Consider the following 24,282-nt stretch of genomic DNA (forward strand, 5'->3'; position numbering starts at 1 on the left):
CAAGTTTTCATTGAAAAAGAAGATCTTTCAAAAAGAAAAAAGAGCAAACAGATGATTTCTGTTTGCTCCATATTTCAATTATTTTTCAATAACAGTTACAACACCAGAACCAACAGTACGTCCACCTTCACGGATTGAGAAACGAGTACCGTCTTCAATCGCAATTGGAGAAATTAATTCAACTGTCATTTCGATGTTATCGCCAGGCATAACCATTTCAGTACCTTCTGGTAGAGTAACAATGCCAGTTACGTCTGTAGTACGGAAATAGAATTGTGGGCGATAGTTAGAGAAGAATGGAGTATGACGTCCACCTTCTTCTTTTGATAGTACATACACTTCAGCTTTGAAGTTAGTATGTGGAGTGATGGATCCAGGCTTAGCCAATACTTGACCGCGTTGGATATCTTCACGAGCTACACCACGTAGTAGTGCACCGATATTGTCTCCAGCTTCAGCATAGTCAAGAAGCTTACGGAACATTTCAACACCTGTAACAGTTGTTTTACCAGCTTCTTCAGCTAGACCGATAATTTCAACTTCATCACCGACTTTAACTTGACCACGTTCTACACGGCCAGTTGCAACTGTTCCACGTCCTGTAATAGAGAAAACATCCTCAACAGGCATCATGAAAGGTTTGTCAGTGTCACGTTCTGGAGTTGGAATATATTCATCAACAGCAGCCATTAATTCATCAATTTTTTCTTCCCATTCTGGTTCTCCCTCAAGAGCTTTAAGAGCAGAACCTTTAATAACAGGAATGTCATCACCTGGGAAGTCATATTCAGAAAGAAGGTCGCGAATTTCCATTTCTACTAATTCAAGCAACTCTTCGTCATCTACCATATCGCATTTGTTCATAAATACAACGATATAAGGAACACCTACGTTACGAGATAGAAGGATATGCTCACGAGTTTGTGGCATTGGGCCATCAGCAGCAGACACAACTAGGATTGCGCCGTCCATTTGGGCAGCACCTGTAATCATGTTTTTAACATAGTCAGCGTGTCCTGGGCAGTCAACGTGTGCATAGTGACGAGTTTCAGTTTCATATTCAACGTGTGAAGTAGAGATTGTAATCCCGCGTTCGCGCTCTTCTGGAGCGTTATCGATCATATCATAACCTTTTGCTTCTGCGCCACCACGTTTTGCCATAACAGTCGTGATAGCAGCAGTAAGAGTAGTTTTACCGTGGTCAACGTGACCAATTGTACCAATATTAGCATGTGATTTGGAACGATCAAATTTTTCCTTAGCCATTAGGAAATCCTCCTTTTAATTAGAAAATAGTAAGTATGAGAGACGCTATAAAAATACGGAAAGCATTTTCTAGCGAATCTATGCATATCTATTAGTAGTTATACTTGATTGTGCAAATAAAATCAATTATTCGCCGTTATTTTTTTTCGTGATTTCTTCAGCAATGGATTTTGGCACCTCTTCATAGTGATCAAAGAACATTGTGTAAACACCACGACCTTGCGTATTAGAACGAAGGGATGTTGCATAACCAAACATCTCTGAAAGTGGAACAAAGGCCTTAACTACCTGTGCATTTCCACGTGCTTCCATTCCTTCAACGCGACCACGACGAGAAGTAATATCTCCCATGATATCACCAAGATATTCTTCCGGGATGACAACTTCTACTTTCATAAGTGGTTCAAGCAAAACTGGATCACATTTCGCTGCTGCATTTCTTAAAGCCATAGAAGCAGCAATCTTAAACGCCATTTCACTTGAGTCAACATCATGATAAGACCCATCATAAAGTTTTGCTTTAATGTCAATCAAAGGATAACCAGCAATTACACCATTATCCATTGCATCTTCAAGACCCGCTTGAACAGCAGGAATATACTCACGAGGAACTACCCCACCGACAATCGCGTTTTCAAACTCAAAGCCCTTGCCTTCTTCATTCGGACTGAACTCAATCCATACATGACCAAATTGACCACGTCCACCAGATTGACGGATAAACTTCCCTTCAACTTGTGCACTTGTGCGGAATGTTTCACGGTAAGAAACTTGCGGAGCACCCACATTAGCCTCAACCTTAAATTCACGCTTCATACGGTCAACAAGAACATCTAAGTGAAGCTCACCCATTCCAGAAATGACAACTTGACCTGTTTCAGGATTTGTTTCCGCACGGAATGTTGGATCTTCCTCTTGCAATTTAGCAAGTGCCGTACTCATTTTGTCTTGGTCAGCCTTTGATTTAGGCTCAACAGCAACACTAATAACTGGTTCTGGGAATTCCATTGATTCAAGAATAACAAGTTCCTTTTCATCACATAGAGTATCCCCAGTTGCCGTATCTTTCAACCCAACAGCCGCTGCAATGTCTCCACTATAAACAGTGTTGATTTCTTCACGGTGGTTAGCGTGCATCAAAAGGATACGTCCAACCCGCTCACGTTTGCCTTTTGTTGAGTTTTGGACATAAGATCCAGAGTTTAATTGCCCAGAATATACACGGAAGAATGTAAGTCGACCAACATATGGGTCTGTCATTACTTTAAATGCTAGTGCCGAGAATGGTTCACTATCATCCGCATGGCGAGCAATTTCTTCACCAGTATCGGGTACAATACCTTTAATCGACTCAATATCCGTTGGTGCAGGTAGATAATCAACAACGGCATCCAATACCTTTTGAACACCTTTGTTTTTAAAGGCCGTACCGCAAAGCACAGGGTAGAATTCTACCTTTAATGTTGCTACACGGATCGCAGCTTTTAATTCCTCAACGGAGATTTCTTCACCTTCGAGATATTTCATCATAAGATCTTCATCAAGTTCTGCAACAGCTTCAATTAAGCTAGTACGCAACTCTTCTGCTTGCTCTTGAAGGTCTGCAGGAATCTCTCCCTCGATTGGATCTTGTGGATCATCACTTTCATAATACCAAGCTTTCATTTCGACAAGATCAATCATACCTTTAAAAGCATCTTCCGCGCCGATAGGCAATTGAATCGGATGAGCATTAGCTTGTAGACGATCACGAATCGTACTAACTGAGTAAAGGAAGTCAGCACCGATCTTATCCATTTTATTAACAAAAACAATACGTGGTACACCATACGTTGTTGCTTGGCGCCAAACTGTTTCAGTTTGTGGTTCAACACCAGACTGAGCATCAAGAACAGTCACCGCACCATCAAGTACTCTTAGTGAACGTTCAACTTCAACGGTAAAGTCTACGTGTCCAGGAGTGTCAATGATGTTCACGCGATGCCCTTTCCATTGTGCAGTTGTTGCAGCAGATGTAATCGTAATACCGCGTTCTTGCTCTTGCTCCATCCAGTCCATTTGTGAAGCACCTTCATGTGTTTCACCAATTTTGTGAATGCGCCCTGTATAGAAAAGAATACGCTCTGTTGTGGTTGTTTTACCGGCATCAATATGAGCCATAATCCCTATATTACGTGTCTTTTCTAAGGAGAAGTCTCTAGGCATTTCGTATTTCTCCTTCCTAGGATGATTAGTTTTACTATTATATATAATAGTTGGTTTATCTTACCAACGGTAGTGAGCAAATGCTTTATTTGCTTCTGCCATTTTATGAGTTTCTTCACGTTTTTTCACAGAAGCTCCAGTATTATTAGCTGCATCCATGATTTCGTTAGCCAAACGCTCTTCCATCGTTTTTTCTCCACGAAGACGAGCATAGTTCACTAACCAACGTAGTCCAAGAGTTGAACGGCGTTCTGGGCGAACTTCAACTGGCACTTGGTAGTTAGCACCACCTACACGGCGAGCTCTAACTTCTAAAACGGGCATGATATTTTTCAAGGCTTGATCAAATACTTCCATTGGATCTTTGCCTGTACGTTCTTGAATAAGGTCAAAAGCAGAGTAGAGAATACTTTGCGCCTTTCCTTTCTTACCATCAACCATTAACTTGTTCACTAAACGAGTGACAAGCTTTGAGTTGTGGAGCGGATCTGGCAATACATCTCTTTTTGCTACAGGTCCTTTACGTGGCATATTGTTTCCTCCTTTCAATTACTTCATTCATCGCTCTAATTGGCTTATCTTTATTACTTTTTAGCTTTAGGTTTCTTTGTTCCATATTTTGAACGGCTTTGAGCACGGTTTTCAACACCAGCAGTATCTAAAGCCCCACGAACGATATGGTAACGAACACCCGGTAAGTCTTTTACACGTCCACCACGGATAAGAACAACACTGTGTTCTTGTAGGTTATGTCCGATTCCTGGAATATAAGCTGTTACCTCGATTCCATTTGTAAGACGCACACGAGCATATTTACGTAGTGCTGAGTTTGGTTTTTTCGGTGTCATAGTACCTACACGTGTACATACACCACGTTTTTGTGGTGAAGATAAATCTGTATTGATTTTCTTAAAACTGTTATAGCCTTTATTAAGAGCCGGTGAGTCAGAAGTCGTTTCCTTTGACTTTCTGCGTTTACGTACTAATTGGTTAATTGTAGGCATTGATGGTTCCTCCTTTCATAGTTTGTTAAGCCCACACATCCAGGTGGTTCTTTTTGAAGCAAAAAACAAGTTTTTGCAGTTCATCATCTGCAAAAACATCTTAAATTAAGATTGCAGCAGCTGTAGCTCCAACTTCTATACCGCACGCTTTACCAAGGTCTCTCATTGAGTCAACCATAGTAATAGGTACGTTCGCTTCTTCTGCAGCCTGAATAATAGGATGGATAATTCGCGTCTCTGCATCCGAGGCGAGTAGAACCTCTAGGACAAGCCCTGATTTAAGAGCTCTCACTGTCTGTTTTGTTCCAATGATTACATTGTCAGCCTGTGAAACTTTTTCATAAGACAATTGGCAAATCCTCCAAAGTAACAGGTTAATGTAAGTTCACCTTGAATATAGTATCATTTGCTATTTTCATTGTCAATAACAATTGATAAAAATATCGTAAAAAGTGTTCCCGCCGAGGCGATCTCGACGGGTCACCCATTTAGATCTAGTTATTCTACTGATTCGAGTTGTTCTTCTTCTGAACGTGCTGCAACGGCAATCTTACGATAACGTTGCATTCCTGTTCCAGCAGGAACTAACTTACCAATAATAACATTTTCCTTCAAACCAAGAAGTTCATCTGTCTTACCTTTAATGGCTGCATCCGTAAGAACGCGAGTCGTTTCTTGGAAGGAAGCAGCAGACAGGAATGAGTCTGTCTCCAAAGAGGCTTTCGTGATACCAAGTAAGACCGGACGCCCGATTGCAGGTTGATTTCCTTCCATAAGCGTCTTCTTATTCGCTTCTGTAAACTGATGAATATCAAGAAGTGTTCCTGGTAATACATCCGTATGCCCAGCATCTGTCACTCTAACTTTTCTAAGCATTTGACGAACCATTACTTCTACGTGCTTATCTCCAATTTCTACCCCTTGCATACGGTAGACCTTCTGAACTTCACGCAGCAAGTATTCTTGAACGGCCGTTACATCGAGAATTCGTAGAAGTTCTTTAGGATCCACTGAACCTTCTGTGAGCTCCTGGCCTCGTTTCACTTCATCATTTACCGCCACTTTAAGGCGAGATGTGTAAGGTGCATTGTATGTCCGAGTTTCAATTTTTCCTTGGATCACAATCTCCAACTGACGGTCACGGCCCTCTGAAATAGAGGTTACGACACCGCCAATTTCAGTAATGATCGATTGTCCCTTAGGATTACGGGCTTCAAATAGTTCTTGGATACGTGGAAGACCTTGGGTAATATCGTCACCTGCAACACCACCAGTGTGGAAGGTTCTCATTGTTAATTGAGTACCTGGCTCCCCGATAGATTGTGCCGCTATGATGCCGACAGCTTCCCCAACATCCACAATCGATCCAGTGGCAAGGTTACGGCCATAACATTTTTTACAAACGCCATGACGAGTATTACATGTAAAGGCAGAACGAATCCATGCTTCTTCAACGCCCGCATTTTCGATTTCTTTTGCCATATCTTCGTTAATTAATTCGTTCTCGTGCGCAAGGACTTCTCCTGTTTCCGGATGAACAATTTTGCTTCTTGCAAAACGTCCAATCAAACGTTCTTCAAGCGTCTCAATTACTTCAGTGCCGTCTTTCAACGCCGCAACACGAAGACCACGGTCTGTACCACAATCATCTTCGCGAATAATGACATCTTGCGCCACATCTACAAGACGACGCGTTAAGTAACCTGAGTCAGCTGTTTTCAAGGCTGTATCAGCTAGACCTTTACGCGCTCCGTGAGTGGAAATAAAGTATTCTAGTACAGTTAGTCCTTCACGGAAGCTTGATTTGATCGGTAACTCAATAATTCTACCAGCTGGGTTAGCCATCAACCCGCGCATACCTGCTAGCTGTGTAAAGTTGGAAGCATTACCCCTTGCACCCGAATCACTCATCATAAAGATAGGATTTAATCGTTCTAAAGAGCCCATCAATTTATCTTGAATCGTATCCTTCGCCGCACTCCAGATTGAAATCACACGATCATAACGTTCTTCTTCTGTAATCAGACCGCGTCTGAACTGTTTCATAACGTTATCTACTTTTGTTTGCGCTTCTTGCAAAATAACTTCCTTCTCGGCAAGTACAACGATATCTGCAACACCCACTGTTATACCCGCTTTAGTGGAATATTTGAAACCAAGATTCTTCATACGGTCTAACATTTTGGATGTTTCCGTCACTTGGAATCTCTTGAATATTTCAGAAATAATATTCCCTAATATCTTTTTCTTAAATGGAAGAACAAGCGGTTGTTTCTTAATATGCGCTTTTACATCTTCAGTCGTATCAATAAAGTAGCGATCAGGTGTATTGTTAACAAGATTTTCATCTGTTGGTTCATTAATAAACGGAAACGATGGTGGAAGAATTTCGTTGAAAATAATCTTACCTACCGTAGTGATAAGTAATTTTTTCCTTTGTTCATCCGTAAAAGTTTCGTTTACTAATGAGTTGGCATGAATCGCAATACGTGAATGTAAATGTACATACCCAGTTTGATAGGCAAGTAAAGCCTCATTTGTGTCCTTAAAGACCATTCCTTCACCATCAGCATTTTCACGTTCTAATGTTAGATAATAGTTACCAAGTACCATATCCTGAGAAGGTGTAACAACTGGCTTTCCATCCCTAGGATTTAGGATATTTTGGGCTGCTAACATTAAGATACGTGCCTCAGCTTGCGCTTCAGCAGATAAAGGAACGTGAACGGCCATTTGGTCACCGTCAAAGTCTGCATTATACGCAGTACAAACGAGTGGGTGCAAACGAATGGCTCTCCCCTCAACGAGAGTCGGTTCAAATGCTTGAATTCCAAGTCTATGAAGAGTCGGTGCCCGGTTCAATAGAACAGGATGCTCACGGATGACATCTTCTAAGACATCCCAAACTTCTGGATGAACACGTTCGATCTTCCTTTTAGCACTCTTGATATTATGGGCAAGGTTCTTTTCGACCAGTTCCTTCATGACAAATGGCTTAAATAACTCTAGCGCCATTTCTTTTGGTAATCCACATTGATACATTTTTAAATGTGGACCAACCACGATAACAGAACGTCCTGAATAATCAACCCGTTTTCCAAGCAAGTTTTGACGAAAACGCCCTTGCTTCCCTTTTAGCATATGAGACAAAGATTTTAATGGTCGATTTCCAGGTCCTGTAACAGGTCTTCCTCTTCTTCCATTATCAATCAAAGCATCAACAGCTTCTTGAAGCATACGTTTCTCGTTTTGAACAATAATACTTGGTGCTCCAAGGTCTAATAATCTTTTTAGTCGATTATTACGGTTAATGACCCGACGATACAGATCGTTTAAATCAGAAGTAGCAAAGCGTCCGCCTTCTAATTGAACCATTGGACGTAATTCTGGTGGAATGACAGGAAGAACATCTAAAATCATCCAGTCAGGATTGTTTCCAGAATGACGGAATGCTTCTAGAACCTCAAGGCGTTTAATAGCACGAGTACGGCGTTGTCCTTGTGCAGTCTTTAATTCTTCCTTCAGGTGGTCTACTTCCTTTTCTAAGTCAATATCTTGAAGAAGCTTTTTAATAGCTTCTGCTCCCATGGAAGCTTGAAATTTCGTGCCGTATTTTTCGCGGTATAAACGATATTCCTTTTCAGACAAAAGTTGTTTTTTATCTAGTGTTGTTTCTCCTACATCCGTTACAACGTAGGAGGCAAAATAAATAATTTCTTCAAGGGCACGAGGGGACATGTCTAAAACAAGTCCCATCCTGCTTGGTATTCCTTTAAAGTACCAAATATGAGAAACAGGTGCCGCTAATTCAATATGGCCCATTCTTTCTCTTCGTACTTTCGTACGCGTTACTTCTACGCCACAGCGATCACAAACAACACCCTTGTAACGAACACGTTTATATTTTCCGCAATGACATTCCCAATCTTTAGAAGGTCCAAAAATTCTTTCGCAAAATAAACCGTCTTTTTCAGGCTTTAATGTACGATAATTAATCGTTTCTGGTTTCTTGACTTCTCCGTATGACCAAGAACGGATTTTGTCCGGTGAAGCAAGGCCTATTTTCATATACTCAAAATTATTAACATCCAGCAAGGGGCCTACCTCCCTTTTCGTCTACAGGTTTTTACCCTTTTTGCTAACATAGAAATTATTCTCTTGATCCTGCAGTTTCTTCTACATTTGTATCTGGCGCAATATTTAATGTGTCAGCTTGTTGTGTATCTTCTTCATCGTCTAAATCACGCATCTCAATCTCCTCTTCATCACCAGATAGGATTTTCACATCCATACCTAAGCTCTGAAGCTCCTTAATGAGGACTTTAAATGATTCTGGTACACCAGGATCAGGAACATTATCACCTTTGACAATGGCTTCATAAGTTTTCACACGACCGACAACATCATCCGATTTAACAGTCAATATCTCTTGAAGTGTATAAGCTGCCCCATAGGCTTCTAGTGCCCACACTTCCATCTCACCAAACCTTTGGCCACCAAATTGGGCTTTACCACCAAGCGGTTGCTGTGTGACAAGTGAATAGGGACCAGTGGAACGCGCATGCAATTTATCGTCAACCATGTGAGCCAATTTGATCATGTACATGACTCCGACAGATACCCTATTATCGAATGGTTCACCTGTTCGACCATCGTACAGGACTGTCTTAGCGTCTCTCGCCATTCCTGCTTCTTCAATTGTATCCCAAACATCTTCCTCCGTCGCTCCATCAAAAACAGGTGAAGCCATATGAAGCTTAAGTCCTCTTGCAGCCATTCCAAGATGCAATTCTAGAACTTGACCAATGTTCATACGGGAAGGAACACCTAATGGGTTCAACATGACATCGACAGGAGTACCGTCTGGCATATAAGGCATATCTTCTTCCGGAAGAATACGAGAAATTACCCCTTTGTTACCATGTCGTCCAGCCATCTTGTCCCCTTCGGAAATCTTCCGTTTTTGGACAATATACACACGAACAAGCTGATTCACACCTGGTGGTAGTTCATCTCCATCTTCACGGTTGAAAATTTTCACATCAAGGACAATCCCTTCTCCCCCATGGGGAACACGTAGAGAAGTATCTCGAACTTCACGTGCCTTTTCACCGAAAATAGCATGCAATAATCTTTCTTCAGCTGTAAGTTCAGTAACGCCTTTCGGTGTTACTTTTCCTACAAGCAGATCACCGTCTTTTACTTCTGCTCCAACTCTGATAATGCCTCGTTCATCCAAATTGCGTAGAGCATCTTCGCCAACATTCGGGATATCACGTGTCATTTCTTCAGGTCCAAGCTTTGTATCACGCGCTTCTGATTCATACTCTTCTATGTGAATAGATGTATAAACATCATCTTTTACTAAGCGTTCACTCATGATGATCGCATCTTCATAGTTGTAACCTTCCCAAGTCATGAAGGCAACAAGCACATTTCGTCCAAGAGCCAGTTCACCTAGATCCATGGAAGGACCATCACCGAGGATTTCTCCTTTCGTGACGCGGTCGCCGACACTAACGATTGGCCGTTGATTATAGCAGGTTCCTTGGTTAGAACGAATAAACTTCTGCATCCGATATTTACGCAAGTCACCTTTTACTTCTTGTCCGTCCACTACCTGTGTATTTCGAACCCAAACTTCACGGGCTTCAACATGTTCAACAATTCCATCATGCTTACAAATTACCGCAGCTCCAGAGTCTTTAGCGGAGACATACTCCATTCCAGTTCCAACTAGAGGTGCTTCAGGTTTCATAAGCGGTACAGCTTGCCGTTGCATGTTCGCTCCCATCAAAGCACGGTTTGAGTCATCATTCTCAAGGAATGGTATACAAGCAGTAGCAGCAGAAACAACTTGTTTTGGTGAGACATCCATATAGTCGATGCGTTCTTTCCTCACTACTGTGTTTTCACCACGGAAACGAGCAATAACCTCATCATTTATAAACGCACCTTCATCAGAAAGTGGGGCATTGGCTTGTGCAACGACATAATTATCTTCTTCATCAGCAGTCAAATAATCGATTTGATCTGTGAGCAACCCTGTCTCAGGATCAACTCGACGATATGGTGTTTCGATAAAACCAAATCGATTCACCTTTGCGAATGTTGATAAAGAGTTAATTAACCCAATATTTGGACCCTCTGGTGTTTCAATTGGACACATACGTCCATAGTGAGAGTAGTGAACGTCACGCACTTCCATTCCCGCTCTTTCACGGGTTAAACCACCAGGTCCTAGTGCTGATAAACGACGCTTATGCGTTAATTCAGCAAGTGGATTGGTTTGGTCCATAAACTGAGAAAGCTGGGAGCTTCCAAAGAATTCTTTTATAGATGCGATCACAGGACGAATATTAATTAATTGTTGTGGAGTGATTGTATTCACATCTTGAATGGACATACGTTCTTTTACGACTCTTTCCATTCGGGAAAGCCCAATTCTAAATTGGTTTTGCAGCAATTCCCCTACAGAGCGAAGACGACGATTTCCTAAATGATCAATATCATCTGTATTTCCAACATCATATAACAAGTCAAAGAAATAACTAATGGAAGAAATAATATCAGCAGGTGTAATGTTTTTAACCTCTTCTTCCACATAAGCATTTCCAATTACTTTAATGACTTTATCATCCTCTTCATTAGGTGCATAAATTTTGATCGACTGTACAACAATATCTTCATCTAAAACACCAGATTGTTGGCTGTAAGTCTTAAATCCTGCTCCATTTTCAAGACTTGGAAGAATTTTATCTAAAGTCCGACGATCTAACACTGTACCTTTTTCCGCGATGATTTCGCCTGTTTCGGGATCAGCCAATGATTCTGCTAGTCTTTGACCGAACAGACGGTTCTTAATATGCAACTTTTTATTTATTTTGTAACGACCAACGTTTGCTAGGTCATAACGTTTTGGATCAAAGAAACGCGATATTAGCAAATTACGTGCATTCTCGACAGTTGGAGGCTCTCCAGGACGAAGACGCTCATATATTTCTAATAAAGCTTTCTCAATACTTTCTGTATTATCTTTTTCTAATGTATTTCTAAGATATTCGTTATCACCAATTAAATCGATGATTTCTTGATCAGAGCCAAAACCAAGTGCACGTAACAGCACTGTTACAGGCAATTTTCTCGTGCGATCGATGCGGACGTATACAACGTCCTTCGCATCTGTTTCATATTCTAGCCAAGCCCCTCTGTTTGGGATAACAGTAGCGGTAAATCCCTTTTTACCATTTTTATCAAGTTTCCCACTATAGTAAACACTTGGTGAGCGTACTAATTGTGATACGATGACACGTTCAGCCCCATTAATAATAAATGTGCCCATTTCTGTCATCAATGGAAAATCTCCCATAAAAACATCTTGATCTTTTACTTCCCCTGTTTCCTTATTCACTAGACGTAATTTTACTCGAAGCGGAGCAGAGTATGTTGCATCTCGCTCTTTTGACTCTTCAACAGAATACTTGGGATCACCTAAACTGTAATCAATAAATTCCAATGATAGATTTCCGGCAAAATCCTCAATTGGAGAAATATCTTGGAACATTTCCTTTAAACCCTCATCAAGAAACCATTGATAAGAAGAAGTTTGGATTTCGATAAGGTTCGGCAGCTCCAATACTTCACTAATACGAGCAAAGCTCCTACGCTGGCGGTGCCGTCCGTACTGAACTAGTTGACCTGTCAACTGATTCACCCCTCAAAATAGTGCATTTTAATAGGTTGTTCAAAATGTCCGGTAAAAACGGTCCTTTTTACCCTCCTTTTTGAACACTCATTCATAGCGACATTTTCTCAAGTGATTCCAGAAAAAATGCAATATCCTTAGACAAAAAGAAAAAGGGTTTTGCTTTGAAAACCACATTTTTCATATTACGAACTATTATTTTATAATCTTTTCCAACTTTGCCCAAATCCATACTTCTATTCATTATTTAGGCAATAAATTAGAAAACACTATATTAGCATTATACAACGTTACCACAAAAGTTCCTGAAGGTCAATCATTTTCTTGCTTTCAAAATATAGTAGCCTTTTCTTTTTGCCAGGATTTCCACATGGCGGAATAACTCCTCCAATTTGGCTTTTGCAGATGGTGCCCCCTGCTTTTTCTGAATGACAACCCAAAGTTCACCGTCTGCCTTTAAATGTTGAAAACTCTGTTCAAACATTCGATGGACAATCTGTTTGCCTGCGCGGATTGGCGGATTGGTTACAATCGCCGAGAAATTCCCTTCCTTTACATTTAAAAGCCCATCACTTTCATAGATATTAACGTTATGGACCCGATTGATTTCAGCATTTTCTTTCGCCAATTCAAGTGCCCTTTGATTAATATCTACCATGTGAATCAGTCGATCTGGGTATTCTTTTGCTAAGGTGAGCCCAATCGGTCCATAGCCACAACCGACATCTAAAATCGTTCCTTCGTTCGGCGCTTGAAAAGCTTCGATTAAGAACCGCGATCCAAAATCAACTTCTTTTTTTGAAAAGACCCCTTGGTCCGTTTTAAAATGCAATAAATGATCCCGCAAGGTCGCATCCCAGTAAATTGGATTACTCGCAATTTCTGGTTGCCGTGAATAATAATGATCCACCAATCACCGCAGCCTCCTTTTTAAACCTAATAGTTGATGATACATAACAAGACTTTCCTCTATAACAATAGGTTTACTTAGATGGAATCAAGAAGTATGGTGTTCGAAACATCATATTCTAGCTAACGTTATCCCCTCAAAGAAAAGCTTAGGCAAAAAAGCTCGCCATTAAACAGCGAGCTTTTTATTTAGGTAAGTATTCAAAAAGGAGGATAAAAAGGACCAAGAAGTTCGAGGCGGCGCAGTTTCGAGCAGCAGACTTGTACAGGATGTACTGACTTCTGCGTTGCCCACAGGACGTGGGCGGCTTTAGCAGAAGAACCTTTATCCAGATACATGAGCAGCACAGAAACAAGCCAACGAAGAAATTCGAAGTGTCATTTTTACCGGACTTTTTGAACATCCCCAGCAGATTCTTACTTAACTTCGACTTCTGCTCCAACCTCTTCAAGTTTACCTTTGATTTCTTCCGCTTCCTCTTTAGAAGCACCTTCTTTGATTGGCTTAGGAGCGTTATCAACAAGTTCTTTTGCTTCTTTCAAGCCAAGACCTGTTACTTCACGTACAACTTTAATAACTTTAATTTTTTGACCACCTGCACCAGCAAGGATTACGTCAAATTCAGTTTGTTCTGCAGCAGCTTCGCCACCAGCAGCACCACCAGCTACCGCTACAGGAGCTGCAGCTGTTACACCAAATTCTTCTTCAATTGCTTTAACAAGATCGTTTAGTTCAAGAACTGTCATTTCTTTGACAGCATCGATGATTTGTTCTTTTGTCATGATTTATTTTCCTCCATTTATTGTTTTTTAATAATCTATACGTTTCCGTTATAACCTTGCATTGCTCATTTACCGATTAAGCACCTTGTTCTTCTTTTTGATCAGCAACTGCTTTTGTAGCAAGAGCCAAATTACGCATTGGCGCTTGAAGAACACTAAGCAACATAGAAAGCAAACCTTCGCGAGATGGAAGTTCAGCAAGAGCCTTCACTTCTTCAACAGAGGCAATATTGCCTTCAATCACTCCAGCTTTGATTTCTAGTGCTTCATTCTTTTTCGCGAATTCGTTAAGAATTTTCGCTGGAGCTACAACATCTTCCGTACTGAATGCAATCGCATTTGGTCCTGTAAGGGCATCACCAAGTCCTTCTAGGTTAGCTGCTTCTGCTGCACGACGAGTCATTGTGTTTTTATAAACCTTAAACTCAATTCCTGCTTCACGAAGTTGTTTACGAAGTTCAGTAACTTGCCCTACGGTCAAACCACGGTAATCAACTACAACTGTCGAAACACTAGATTGAAATTTCTCTTTAATTTCATCTACAAGTTGTTTCTTTTGTTCAATAATTGCGCTCATCCTTACACCTCCTAATTCAAAATGACATTTATACCCGTATATATGAAGCAAAAAACCTCCATACATAGACATGGAGGTTTTTTGCTCTCAATTCAAACAATTGAGTTTTATCGCAAGAACCTCGGCGGGAAATTAAGCTAGTTATGAATTCACACTAGCACCTGCTGTCTACGGTACAAATGTATTATTATATTTTCAACAGCTAATATCTTAACAGATTATATCACTGTAAGTCAATATTTTTTATAAAGAAGCGGATTCTACGCGCAGTCCAGGACCCATTGTTGTAGAAACGGTAATATTTTTAAAGTATTTACCTTTTGAAGAAGCTGGTTTTGCTTTTGTTAATGTATCAAGGATAGTATTATAATTTTCAACTAGTTTTTCATCGTCGAAAGAAGCTTTCCCGATCGGTACATGAACAATACCTGCTTTATCTGCACGATATTCTACTTTACCTGCTTTGATTTCATTCACAGCTTTTTCTACATCAAATGTAACAGTACCTGTTTTAGGGTTCGGCATTAAACCTTTAGGTCCAAGAGTACGACCTAGTTTACCAACTTCCCCCATCATGTCTGGAGTTGCTACTACTACATCAAAATCGAACCAGCCTTGGTTAATTTTATTGATGTATTCTGCATCTCCAACATAATCAGCACCAGCAGCTTCTGCTTCCTTCGCTTTTTCACCTTTCGCAAATACAAGTACACGTTGTGTTTTACCAGTACCATTAGGTAGAACAACTGCGCCACGAATTTGTTGGTCAGCTTTTTTCGTATCAATTCCTAAACGGAAAGATACATCAACGGTTGCATCAAATTTAGTGAAATTTACCTTCTTCGCAAGTTCAATTGCCTCTGCGATTGGGTAAGATTTTGAACGATCAATTTGTTTTAAAGCTTCAATATATTTTTTGCCTTTTTTAGCCATTTTATTTCCTCCTGTAATGTGGTTTTAGCGGAATGACCTCCCACGTCGAAAAGCGCGAGCACCTGTCCAGCGACGTACAAATTTCAGATGAAGGATGAACAGCTAAATTCGCGCCGTCCTGGCGCAAAGCTGTTCTGACCAACATCCTGTGGCCTAAGATAAAGGAACCACGATGAGCTTGAAAAGCGAATCGATGTTGACTTATCGTAGGAAGAAACCGTAAATTTGCTAGTCGCTAGGTGCTGGAGCTAGATCAAGAAAAGCGCTAATGCTAATGGTTATAGTTGCGTCATAACCATCACACTAGGAATCCCGTCTTTTACAGACAGAGTGTAAAACCTTGCTATACAGCTTGGTTTTAAGCAATAAAGGAAGGCTGAACGGTCCCAGCCTTCCCTCTACAGTAACCTTGTTTATGCACTGGAAATCGATCAGTCTTCGATTTTGATACCCATGCTACGTGCTGTACCTTCAACCATTTGCATAGCAGCTTCAACGCTGGCAGCATTTAGGTCGGGCATTTTTGTTTCTGCAATTTCGCGCACTTTGTCACGTTTAACAACAGCAACTGTTTTTTTGTTAGGTTCACCAGAACCTGAATCAATTCCAGCTGCTTTCTTTAGAAGAACTGCAGCGGGTGGAGTTTTGGTGATAAATGTAAAGGAACGATCCTCAAATACTGTGATTTCTACAGGGATAATTAATCCTGCTTGATCTGCAGTACGAGCATTGAATTCTTTACAGAATCCCATAATATTTACACCTGCTTGACCGAGTGCCGGTCCTACTGGTGGAGCTGGATTCGCTTTACCTGCAGGAATTTGTAATTTTACAAGTTTGATTACTTTTTTAGCCACGAGACGCACCTCCTTAAAGTCCGTGATGTGGTAATGGGGTTGTTACACCCTCCCACTCATTATAAAAATAGCCAATAATCAACATCTTTCAAATAGAAATTAAAGATACTATTGACCTAAAAGATATTATCACTTTTTACGAGTAATTTCAAGTTGTTGTTAGTTTAATTTATCAATTTGTCCAAAGTCGAGTTCAACAGGGGTTTCTCGACCGAACATATTGACCATAACTTTTACTTTTCCTTTTGTTGCATCTAAATCTTCCACTTTTCCTGTGAAATTAGCAAACGGTCCTTCCTTCACTGTAACCGTTTCGCCAATTTCAAAATGAACATCTAGATGTTTGTCTTCTAATCCCATACGCTTTAGAATAAAATCGATTTCTTCGGGAAGTAGAGGAGTTGGCTTAGAGCCTGATCCTGAGGAACCAACAAATCCCGTTACACCTGGTGTATTGCGAACAACATACCAAGAATCATCTGTCATAATAATTTCCACTAATACGTAACCTGGAAAGACCTTCTTTTTTACAACTTTCTTTTTTCCATTCTTTATATCCGTTTCTTCATCTTCAGGAACGATCACCCTAAAAATTTTATCTTCCATTCCCATCGTCTCTACGCGCTTTTCAAGATTTGTTTTCACTTTATTTTCGTAGCCAGAATACGTATGGACAACATACCAGTTTTTTTCCATTGATTAGGACGCCTGTCCTTCCCTCCCTATCACTTAAAAACTTACGTTTAAATACTCTTCTCATAGTGCCTATCTATAACGACTAACAAATTTACGCCGCTGAACAGACGCTTTCGCATTTCTTACTAAACTCAAAAAACCCGGGAACCGGGCTTGAAAAAAGTAATATATAATTCCATTATAACATGAGTTCATAAAAGTTATACAAATAACTAAATATCTATTTTAATTTCCAATAATAAAACGCATAAAATATGAAATGATATAATCTACGCCAGCAAAGAATAGTGCTAACAAGGCAACAGTGGTAACAACAGTAATGGTATAACTAGTTAATTCCTTTCGGCGTGGCCAACTGACCTTCCTCATCTCTGAGCGAACATTGCGAAAGAATTGCATTACGCTTGACATGATCGTACCTCCAAAATTTTACTAATAATATGGGCTCAAAAGGAGGATAAAAAGGACCCAGCGGCTAATTACGCTGATTCACAGTATCATTTTTACCGAGGTCTGCAGGACGCAGGTCACAAAGGCATAGCGATTGTTGTCGCGAATTTAGGCCAACAGGATGTTGGTCAAAACGGCGTTTCCACAGGAAGTGGCGCCTTTAGCCGTTTATCCTTTGTTCATCCATTTGATCCTTACTTTTGAACATCCTCTAATATATGAAAATGGTTATTTTGTTTCTTTATGAATGGTATGAGCTTGACAGTTCTTACAAAATTTCTTCAATTCCAAGCGATCTGTCGTAGCTCTAGTACTTTTATCGGTTGAATAATTACGTGATCCACAATCTACACAGGCTAATGCGACTTTATTTTTCACATTTCACACCCGCTCTCTAGGCATTCTTATATCTTTTAAAAAATATCACGTAAGTCGATATCTGTCAATATAACACCATTACCAAACGCCGAACTCTCGCAGTTCCAGATAACGTTCTAGCTTTCTTTTCACCCTTTGTAAAGCGTTATCAATTGATTTTACGTGGCGATCCAGCTCTTCGGAAATCTCTTGGTAAGATCTACCGTCTAGATAGAGAGCTAATACTTTTCTTTCTAAATCACTTAATAATTCCATCACTTTTGATTCTATATTATGAATCTTTTCCCGATTGATTAAAAGCTCTTCAGGATCCAAAATCTTTGCTCCTGAAATCACATCCATTAATGTTCGATCAGATTCTTCGTCGTAAATAGGCTTGTCCAAAGAAACATAAGAATTAAGCGGGATATGTTTTTGACGGGTGGCTGTCTTAATAGCCGTAATAATTTGCCTTGTGATGCAAAGCTCTGCAAAAGCTTTGAAAGAAGCCAATTTATCTTCTTTGAAATCACGAATCGCTTTGTAAAGTCCGATCATGCCTTCTTGTACAATGTCTTCGCGATCAGCACCTATTAAAAAGTAGGCCCTCGCCTTCGCCCTAACAAAATTACGGTATTTTTTTATGAGGTAATCCAGTGCTTCACTTTCTCCTTCTTGAATCAGTTCGATCAACTCTTCATCTTCCAATAAATCATAATTGATGCCGCTGTCTAACCTGATATTCGAGGTCACTCTATCCCCCACCCTTAGATCCATCGATAGAATCATTATACATAACAGAATTTTCATACGTCAACCTTATTTTAAACCACGTCGCCATTTCTCAAAGATTTCAGCAACTTCTGTACTTAAGGGAATTTTGGCGGCCGGCACTTTTTCTCTTGTGGTTTTTAGGCTTTTACCAATGTTTTTATCAATAGCTTGAACTTCTATTAAAAGCTCACGAGCAGATAGTCTTAATGCCCCTTGACCGAAAATTGCCCATTGTTCGGTATAATCGGATGTAGCAACATAAATTTGCGTGCGTCTATTACTTAATTCAATGGCTAACTTTTCAATTCTTTCATCTGCTGTTTCTTCTATTTTGGTAAAGATGACTTCTACCTTATGGTTTTGGTACCTTTTTTCAATCCCCTTTACTTCATAGGCATCAAAGACAATGATCACCTTTTGCCCAGTAAATCCTTGATAATCAGCCATAATTTCAATAAGGCGGTCACGTGCTGAAGCAAGGTCTTTCATCTTTAGTTCGATTAATTCTGGCCAAGCACCGATGATGTTGTAGCCATCTACAATCAGGATATCCATAATCTACCCCTCAATAGGCGAACGTTTCCGCAGCACTTCATACATCAACAAAGAGGCCGCTACGGATGCATTAAGTGAAGTGACATGTCCCATCATTGGCAAATGGATGAGAAAATCACATTTATCCCGAACTAATCGCCCCATCCCTTTTCCTTCATTCCCAATTACTAATGCTAGAGGCATTGTGGCATCCATTTTTCGATAATCCTCACTACCCTTTGCTTCCGTTCCAAAAATCCAAACACCACGCGTTTTTAATTCATCGATCGTTCTTGGGATGTTGGTTACTCTTGCAACGGGTACATATTCAATAGCTCCAGTCGATAGTTTGGCTACAGTAGCCGTTAGTCCTACAGAACGATGTTTCGGAATAATAATACCATGAACCCCTGCCGCATCCGCTGTACGTAAAATAGAACCAAGATTATGAGGATCCTCCAGTTCATCTAAAATAAGAAAAAATGGATCTTCTCCTCTCTTACTAGCCATTTCGAAAAGGTCATCTAGTTCCGCATATTGGTGGGCCGCAACCTGTGCTACAACTCCTTGATGATTTGTACTGACTAATTGGTCTATTTTCTGCTTCGGAACAAATTGAACCAATATATTCCGTTCCTTCGCAAGCTTCATAATCAGCTGCATCGAGCCCTTTTGCGAACCTTCAGCTATCCAAATTTTATGAATGCCTCTCTCCGATTTTAAAACTTCTATAACAGGGTTTTTGCCGGCAATCCACTCTTTACTCATGTTTGTTTCACTCCCCTTTTTCAATTTTCCGGATTGATTCTTCCATAATTTCATCTAAACGTTCTTGATCATTGGATAAATAAACCCAGCCGATTACAGCTTCGAAGGCTGTACTATGTCGATAAGTTTGCACATCTGTATTTTTGGGTATCGTTCCAGATTTTGCATTTCTCCCTCGTCTCATGACAGCTAACTCTTCTTCCGTTAAAAAGTTTTCATCCAACAGTTGTTTTAATATAGCGGCCTGCGCTTTGGCCGATACGAAATGGGTCGCTTCGATATGAAGCTTATGTGGCTTTGTTTTACCTTTTTGTAAGAGGTGATGCCGAATATAAACCTCAAACACGGCATCCCCCATATAGGCAAGTGCTAAGCCATTCAATTGTCGAAAGTCCTTCACATTTGGCTCCATTGCCGTTATCCTCTTTTCCATCTTGTACCTTGTCGGGTATCCTCTAAAATGATGTTCATTTCCTTTAGTTGATCTCGTATTTGATCAGCTAAAGCAAAATCTCGATTCTTCCTCGCTTCCAATCTTTGTTCTATCAGTTCGTCTATTTCTTCGTCAAGCAGTTCATTTTGCTCGATTCTCAATCCGAGCACAGAGAAAAGCTCTTCAAATGTATTTAAAAATGCTTCAATCACTTTAGTAGATGTGTTCTCTTCCCGTAAATATAGATTTCCTTGTTTGGCTAACTCAAAAAGTACGGCAATCCCGTCAGCTGTATTAAAGTCATCATCCATTTCTTTTTCGAACGTGCTCACGAGTTGGTTAATCTTTTGTAGCCACTCTTGATCATGATCAGCTAAATTAGCACTTGCTTGCAAACGATGCTTTAAGTTCTGATAAGATGTGCGCAACCGTCCGAGTGCTACTCCTGCATTTTCAAGGAGCTCATCATTGAAATTAATGGGATTGCGATAATGAACAGATAGCATAAAGAAACGGAGAACCTGTGGGTCGACCTTTTTGAGAATATCATGGACTAACACAAAATTACCCAGTGATTTTGACATTTTCTCATTATTGATATTGATATAACCATTATGCATCCAGTAATGGGCAAACGGTTCTCCCGTCAATGCCTCAGATTGAGCAATTTCATTTTCATGATGAGGAAAGGCTAAATCTTGCCCACCAGCATGAATATCAATCGTATCTCCAAGGTATTTTTTGGCCATTGCGGAACATTCAATATGCCAACCTGGTCTTCCCCTCCCCCATGGGCTATCCCAAGCAATTTCTCCTTCTTTCGCTGCCTTCCAGAGTGCAAAATCTAAAGCATCTTCCTTTTTCTCACCTACTTGTATCCGAGCTCCTACTTTTAAATCGTCAATCGACTGATGAGAAAGTTTTCCGTAATCAGTAAATTTCCTTGTCCGGTAGTACACATCTCCCTGGGATTCATAGGCATAGCCTTTTTGTATCAATGTATCGATAAACTCGATAATTTCATCCATATTTTCCGTAACGCGTGGATGTATATCCGCTTCTTTACAGCCAAGGGCTGAAACATCCTCAAAATAAGCTTGGATAAACTTTTCAGCAATTGTAGGCACATCGGATTCAAGTTCTCTTGCTGTTTTAATTAATTTATCATCCACATCCGTAAAATTTGAGACAAATTGGACTTCATACCCTCTATATTCTAAGTAGCGGCGGACGCTATCAAACACAATAGCAGGTCTTGCATTCCCGATATGAATATAATTATAAACGGTCGGACCACAGACATACATTTTAACCTTTCCCGGTTCGATCGGTTGAAATGTTTCCTTTTTTCTTGTTAATGTATTATAAATTTGAATGGTCATGTACCGAAGACTCCTTTCGATTGGTTAAATCCTCCGTTTTTAAACGCGTAAGTTCTTCTTGCAAATTTTTTATTTCCCGTTCCATTTCTGTCACTTTATCTAACATCGGATCCGGTAAATCACAATGGTTTAAATCTTGGTTCAGCCGCATACCATCTTGGACAACAACCCTTCCTGGAATCCCTACAACGGTAGAATTGGCAGGTACATTCTTTAAAACAACGGATCCCGCTCCAATTTTGGAATTTTCGCCAATGACAATGTTTCCCAATACCTTTGCTCCCGCTGCAATTAAAGTGTTATTTTTAAGCGTAGGGTGCCGCTTTCCCTTTTCTTTTCCGGTCCCTCCCAATGTCACACCCTGATAGACAATGACATCATCACCGATCTCACATGTTTCTCCAATGACTATCCCCATGCCATGGTCCATAAAGAAGCGGCGACCAATGACAGCACCTGGGTGAATCTCAATCCCTGTAAAAAAGCGACTAACCTGCGAAATCATTCTTGCTAGAAAAAACAACTTTCTTTTATACAAAGCATGTGCAAGACGATGAGCCCAAATCGCATGCAATCCTGAGTATGTCAAGAGAACTTCGAATGTGCTACGTGCCGCAGGATCTTGGTCAAACACTGTCTTAATATCTTCTTTCATATGTTTGAACATGCGTGATGACCCCTTTCTAAAGTGAACCTGTTTTTTCTAAAACCCTTATCAAGACATACATCCCAACCTAAAGTTCAGTTAACTAGTTAACTTCCTAACAACAAAAAAAGACGCCCCTGAATCAATCAGAGACGCCTTAGCGCGGTTCCACTCTGCTTGGATGTAATAAGAAAAGCGCAAGCGCCTTGACCAGCCCCGACAAGCAAATGTTCTGAGTCAAGAAAAGTCCGGTTTTGACTTTTATTGGCTCAGGTTATTTGACCTCGAGGGGCTAGGCGCTGGAGCTAGATCTGGAAAAACATCCCGGCTTGATCTTGGTAACGACAAGAGGACCGCTTAGGCCTAGTAAGAATACTCCGTTCAGCGTAAGACTCAGAGGGGCATTTTCAAAAAACGAGAGGCTGCAACCACTCTCAGCCTATGGTGGTTTTCTCTGATCAGCTTCGTTTTTTTACTTTTCCTCATCAACGTTCTTGATTATATTCTTTAATATATTATATTTTATTCATTTTGTTAACCCAACAAACGCTCGATTCGGCGAATAACTTTTTCCTTGCCAAGTAATTCGATCGAATTCGGTAGTTCTGGTCCATGAGATTGGCCTGATACAGCAATTCGAATCGGCATAAATAATTTTTTCCCTTTATGCCCTGTTTCCTTTTGAACAGCCTTGATCGCTTTTTTAATTTCCGGAGCTGCAAATGGCTCGAGGTCCTGGATAATATTCTTGAAAGAAGCTAATACTTCCGGCACTTGTTCCTCTTCCAAGACGGCTTTTGCTGCTTCATCATATTCGATTTCGTCTTGGAAAAACATTTGTGAAAGTTCTACGATTTCTGCACCATAACTCATTTGCTCCTGGTACAAACCGATTAAACTCCGTACCCACTTTTCCTCTTCTTCACTCATTTCTTCGCGAACTAAACCAGCTTTCACAAGATGTGGCAGGGATAATTCCACCACTTTATCTAGATCTAACTCTTTCATATATTGATTATTCATCCAAAGAAGCTTTTGCTTATCAAATAGAGCAGGAGACTTGGATAAACGCTGGGCATCAAATATCTCGATAAATTCTTCTTTTGAGAAGATTTCCTCCTCACCTTGCGGAGACCAGCCAAGGAGCGTAATAAAGTTAAACAAAGCTTCAGGCAAATAACCCAGATCTGCGTATTGTTCAATAAACTGGATAATCGATTCATCCCGTTTACTTAATTTTTTGCGACTCTCATTGACAATCAATGTCATATGCCCATAAATAGGAGGAGTCCAATCGAATGCCTCAAAAATCATCAACTGCTTCGGTGTATTGGAAATATGATCATCACCTCGAAGCACATGCGTCATTTCCATAAGATGATCGTCAATCGCAACAGCGAAGTTATACGTTGGTATACCATCTTTCTTTACGATGACAAAATCCCCAATTCCATCTGAATCAAAAGAAACATCATCTTTTACCATATCTTTAAAAGTATATGTTTTTCCCGCGGGAACTCTAAAGCGGATGCTTGGCTTTCTTCCTTCCGCTTCAAGCTTCTTTTGGTCTTCTTCGGTTAAATGTGCGCATTTCCCTGAATAACGTGGCATTTCCCCACGTGCCAATTGAGCTTCTCTTTCCGCTTCAAGTTCATCTTCTGTACAATAACATTTATAAGCTAAACCACGATTCAGAAGATCTTCGTAATATTTTTTATAAATATGGTTTCGCTCGGACTGACGATAAGGTCCAAAATCGCCGCCTTTATCAATACTTTCATCCCAATCTATACCAAGCCATTTCAGATAAGCTAATTGACTCTCTTCTCCGCCGGCAATATTTCGCTTCTGGTCTGTGTCCTCAATTCGTATAATAAATTTCCCACCTGCATTTCGGGCAAATAAATAATTGAATAATGCTGTACGCGCATTCCCAATATGTAAATGGCCTGTCGGGCTTGGCGCATAACGCACTCTTACTTCACTTGACATCCAGCATGCCT

The 24,282-nt window shown here is 40.3% G+C and carries 22 protein-coding genes and 1 other annotated feature; all 22 genes read right to left on the minus strand.

Annotated features, from left to right (window positions below):
- Nucleotides 1–78: 78 nt before the first annotated feature.
- The 22 genes from tuf to gltX all read right to left on the minus strand — a co-directional run bounded on the left by tuf (nucleotide 79) and on the right by gltX (nucleotide 24,271).
- Entirely contained in the window at nucleotides 79–1,266 is a 1,188-nt protein-coding gene (tuf, locus tag KI363_RS15950; RefSeq protein WP_212966957.1) for an elongation factor Tu, read from the minus strand.
- A gap of 126 nt (nucleotides 1,267–1,392) precedes the next feature.
- Nucleotides 1,393–3,471 (minus strand): elongation factor G, encoded by a 2,079-nt coding sequence (fusA, locus tag KI363_RS15955; RefSeq protein ID WP_158323144.1) that lies wholly within the window; start codon nucleotides 3,469–3,471, stop codon nucleotides 1,393–1,395.
- Nucleotides 3,472–3,531: 60 nt separating this feature from the next.
- The gene (gene rpsG, locus KI363_RS15960) at nucleotides 3,532–4,002 is read right to left on the minus strand and encodes a 30S ribosomal protein S7 (RefSeq protein ID WP_057985529.1); all 471 of its coding nucleotides are present in this window, start codon (nucleotides 4,000–4,002) and stop codon (nucleotides 3,532–3,534) included.
- Nucleotides 4,003–4,055: 53 nt separating this feature from the next.
- Nucleotides 4,056–4,475 (minus strand): 30S ribosomal protein S12, encoded by a 420-nt coding sequence (rpsL, locus tag KI363_RS15965; RefSeq protein WP_158323143.1) that lies wholly within the window; start codon nucleotides 4,473–4,475, stop codon nucleotides 4,056–4,058.
- A 100-nt stretch (nucleotides 4,476–4,575) separates the two neighbouring features.
- Nucleotides 4,576–4,824 (minus strand): 50S ribosomal protein L7ae-like protein, encoded by a 249-nt coding sequence (locus tag KI363_RS15970; protein ID WP_158323142.1) that lies wholly within the window; start codon nucleotides 4,822–4,824, stop codon nucleotides 4,576–4,578.
- A gap of 149 nt (nucleotides 4,825–4,973) precedes the next feature.
- On the minus strand, nucleotides 4,974–8,570 hold the full coding sequence (gene rpoC, locus KI363_RS15975) for a DNA-directed RNA polymerase subunit beta' (protein WP_158323141.1): 3,597 nt from the start codon (nucleotides 8,568–8,570) through the stop codon (nucleotides 4,974–4,976).
- 55 nt (nucleotides 8,571–8,625) lie between these two features.
- Nucleotides 8,626–12,180 carry a DNA-directed RNA polymerase subunit beta gene (gene rpoB, locus KI363_RS15980; RefSeq protein ID WP_212966958.1) on the minus strand — a complete coding sequence of 1,185 codons (3,555 nt, stop codon included), beginning with the start codon at nucleotides 12,178–12,180 and terminating at the stop codon, nucleotides 8,626–8,628.
- Between the two features lie 316 nt (nucleotides 12,181–12,496).
- On the minus strand, nucleotides 12,497–13,093 hold the full coding sequence (locus KI363_RS15985; RefSeq protein ID WP_212966959.1) for a class I SAM-dependent methyltransferase: 597 nt from the start codon (nucleotides 13,091–13,093) through the stop codon (nucleotides 12,497–12,499).
- A 413-nt stretch (nucleotides 13,094–13,506) separates the two neighbouring features.
- Nucleotides 13,507–13,872: a 50S ribosomal protein L7/L12 gene (gene rplL / locus KI363_RS15990; RefSeq protein ID WP_057985517.1), complete on the minus strand. Its 366-nt coding sequence runs from the start codon at nucleotides 13,870–13,872 to the stop codon at nucleotides 13,507–13,509.
- A 76-nt stretch (nucleotides 13,873–13,948) separates the two neighbouring features.
- Nucleotides 13,949–14,449: a 50S ribosomal protein L10 gene (gene rplJ / locus KI363_RS15995; RefSeq protein WP_212966960.1), complete on the minus strand. Its 501-nt coding sequence runs from the start codon at nucleotides 14,447–14,449 to the stop codon at nucleotides 13,949–13,951.
- 40 nt (nucleotides 14,450–14,489) lie between these two features.
- Nucleotides 14,490–14,641: a sequence feature (ribosomal protein L10 leader region), on the minus strand.
- Between the two features lie 51 nt (nucleotides 14,642–14,692).
- The gene (gene rplA / locus KI363_RS16000) at nucleotides 14,693–15,382 is read right to left on the minus strand and encodes a 50S ribosomal protein L1 (RefSeq protein ID WP_158323137.1); all 690 of its coding nucleotides are present in this window, start codon (nucleotides 15,380–15,382) and stop codon (nucleotides 14,693–14,695) included.
- A gap of 431 nt (nucleotides 15,383–15,813) precedes the next feature.
- Nucleotides 15,814–16,239, minus strand: a complete 426-nt coding sequence (rplK, locus tag KI363_RS16005) for a 50S ribosomal protein L11 (RefSeq protein WP_057985510.1) — start codon at nucleotides 16,237–16,239, stop codon at nucleotides 15,814–15,816.
- A 159-nt stretch (nucleotides 16,240–16,398) separates the two neighbouring features.
- Entirely contained in the window at nucleotides 16,399–16,935 is a 537-nt protein-coding gene (nusG, locus tag KI363_RS16010) for a transcription termination/antitermination protein NusG (RefSeq protein ID WP_158323136.1), read from the minus strand.
- 225 nt (nucleotides 16,936–17,160) lie between these two features.
- Complete coding sequence (gene secE, locus KI363_RS16015; RefSeq protein ID WP_158323135.1) at nucleotides 17,161–17,346, minus strand: preprotein translocase subunit SecE; 186 nt, start codon at nucleotides 17,344–17,346, stop codon at nucleotides 17,161–17,163.
- A gap of 267 nt (nucleotides 17,347–17,613) precedes the next feature.
- A complete protein-coding gene (rpmG, locus tag KI363_RS16020; protein ID WP_158323134.1) occupies nucleotides 17,614–17,763 on the minus strand; it encodes a 50S ribosomal protein L33 in 150 nt (49 codons plus the stop codon).
- A gap of 78 nt (nucleotides 17,764–17,841) precedes the next feature.
- Entirely contained in the window at nucleotides 17,842–18,519 is a 678-nt protein-coding gene (sigH, locus tag KI363_RS16025; protein ID WP_158323177.1) for an RNA polymerase sporulation sigma factor SigH, read from the minus strand.
- A 42-nt stretch (nucleotides 18,520–18,561) separates the two neighbouring features.
- Entirely contained in the window at nucleotides 18,562–19,071 is a 510-nt protein-coding gene (locus KI363_RS16030) for an NYN domain-containing protein (protein WP_158323133.1), read from the minus strand.
- Between the two features lie 3 nt (nucleotides 19,072–19,074).
- Complete coding sequence (gene rlmB, locus KI363_RS16035) at nucleotides 19,075–19,818, minus strand: 23S rRNA (guanosine(2251)-2'-O)-methyltransferase RlmB (protein ID WP_212966961.1); 744 nt, start codon at nucleotides 19,816–19,818, stop codon at nucleotides 19,075–19,077.
- 7 nt (nucleotides 19,819–19,825) lie between these two features.
- Complete coding sequence (locus tag KI363_RS16040) at nucleotides 19,826–20,230, minus strand: Mini-ribonuclease 3 (RefSeq protein WP_246516908.1); 405 nt, start codon at nucleotides 20,228–20,230, stop codon at nucleotides 19,826–19,828.
- A 5-nt stretch (nucleotides 20,231–20,235) separates the two neighbouring features.
- Nucleotides 20,236–21,633 (minus strand): cysteine--tRNA ligase, encoded by a 1,398-nt coding sequence (gene cysS, locus KI363_RS16045; RefSeq protein ID WP_212966963.1) that lies wholly within the window; start codon nucleotides 21,631–21,633, stop codon nucleotides 20,236–20,238.
- Nucleotides 21,614–22,300 (minus strand): serine O-acetyltransferase, encoded by a 687-nt coding sequence (cysE, locus tag KI363_RS16050; protein ID WP_158323129.1) that lies wholly within the window; start codon nucleotides 22,298–22,300, stop codon nucleotides 21,614–21,616. The genes cysS and cysE overlap by 20 nt, the downstream gene beginning before the upstream one ends.
- 513 nt (nucleotides 22,301–22,813) lie before the next feature.
- Nucleotides 22,814–24,271: a glutamate--tRNA ligase gene (gene gltX, locus KI363_RS16055; protein ID WP_158323128.1), complete on the minus strand. Its 1,458-nt coding sequence runs from the start codon at nucleotides 24,269–24,271 to the stop codon at nucleotides 22,814–22,816.
- Nucleotides 24,272–24,282: the final 11 nt, after the last annotated feature.

The sequence above is a fragment of the Lederbergia ruris genome (genome assembly GCF_018332955.1).
Taxonomy (GTDB): domain Bacteria; phylum Bacillota; class Bacilli; order Bacillales; family Bacillaceae_C; genus Lederbergia; species Lederbergia ruris.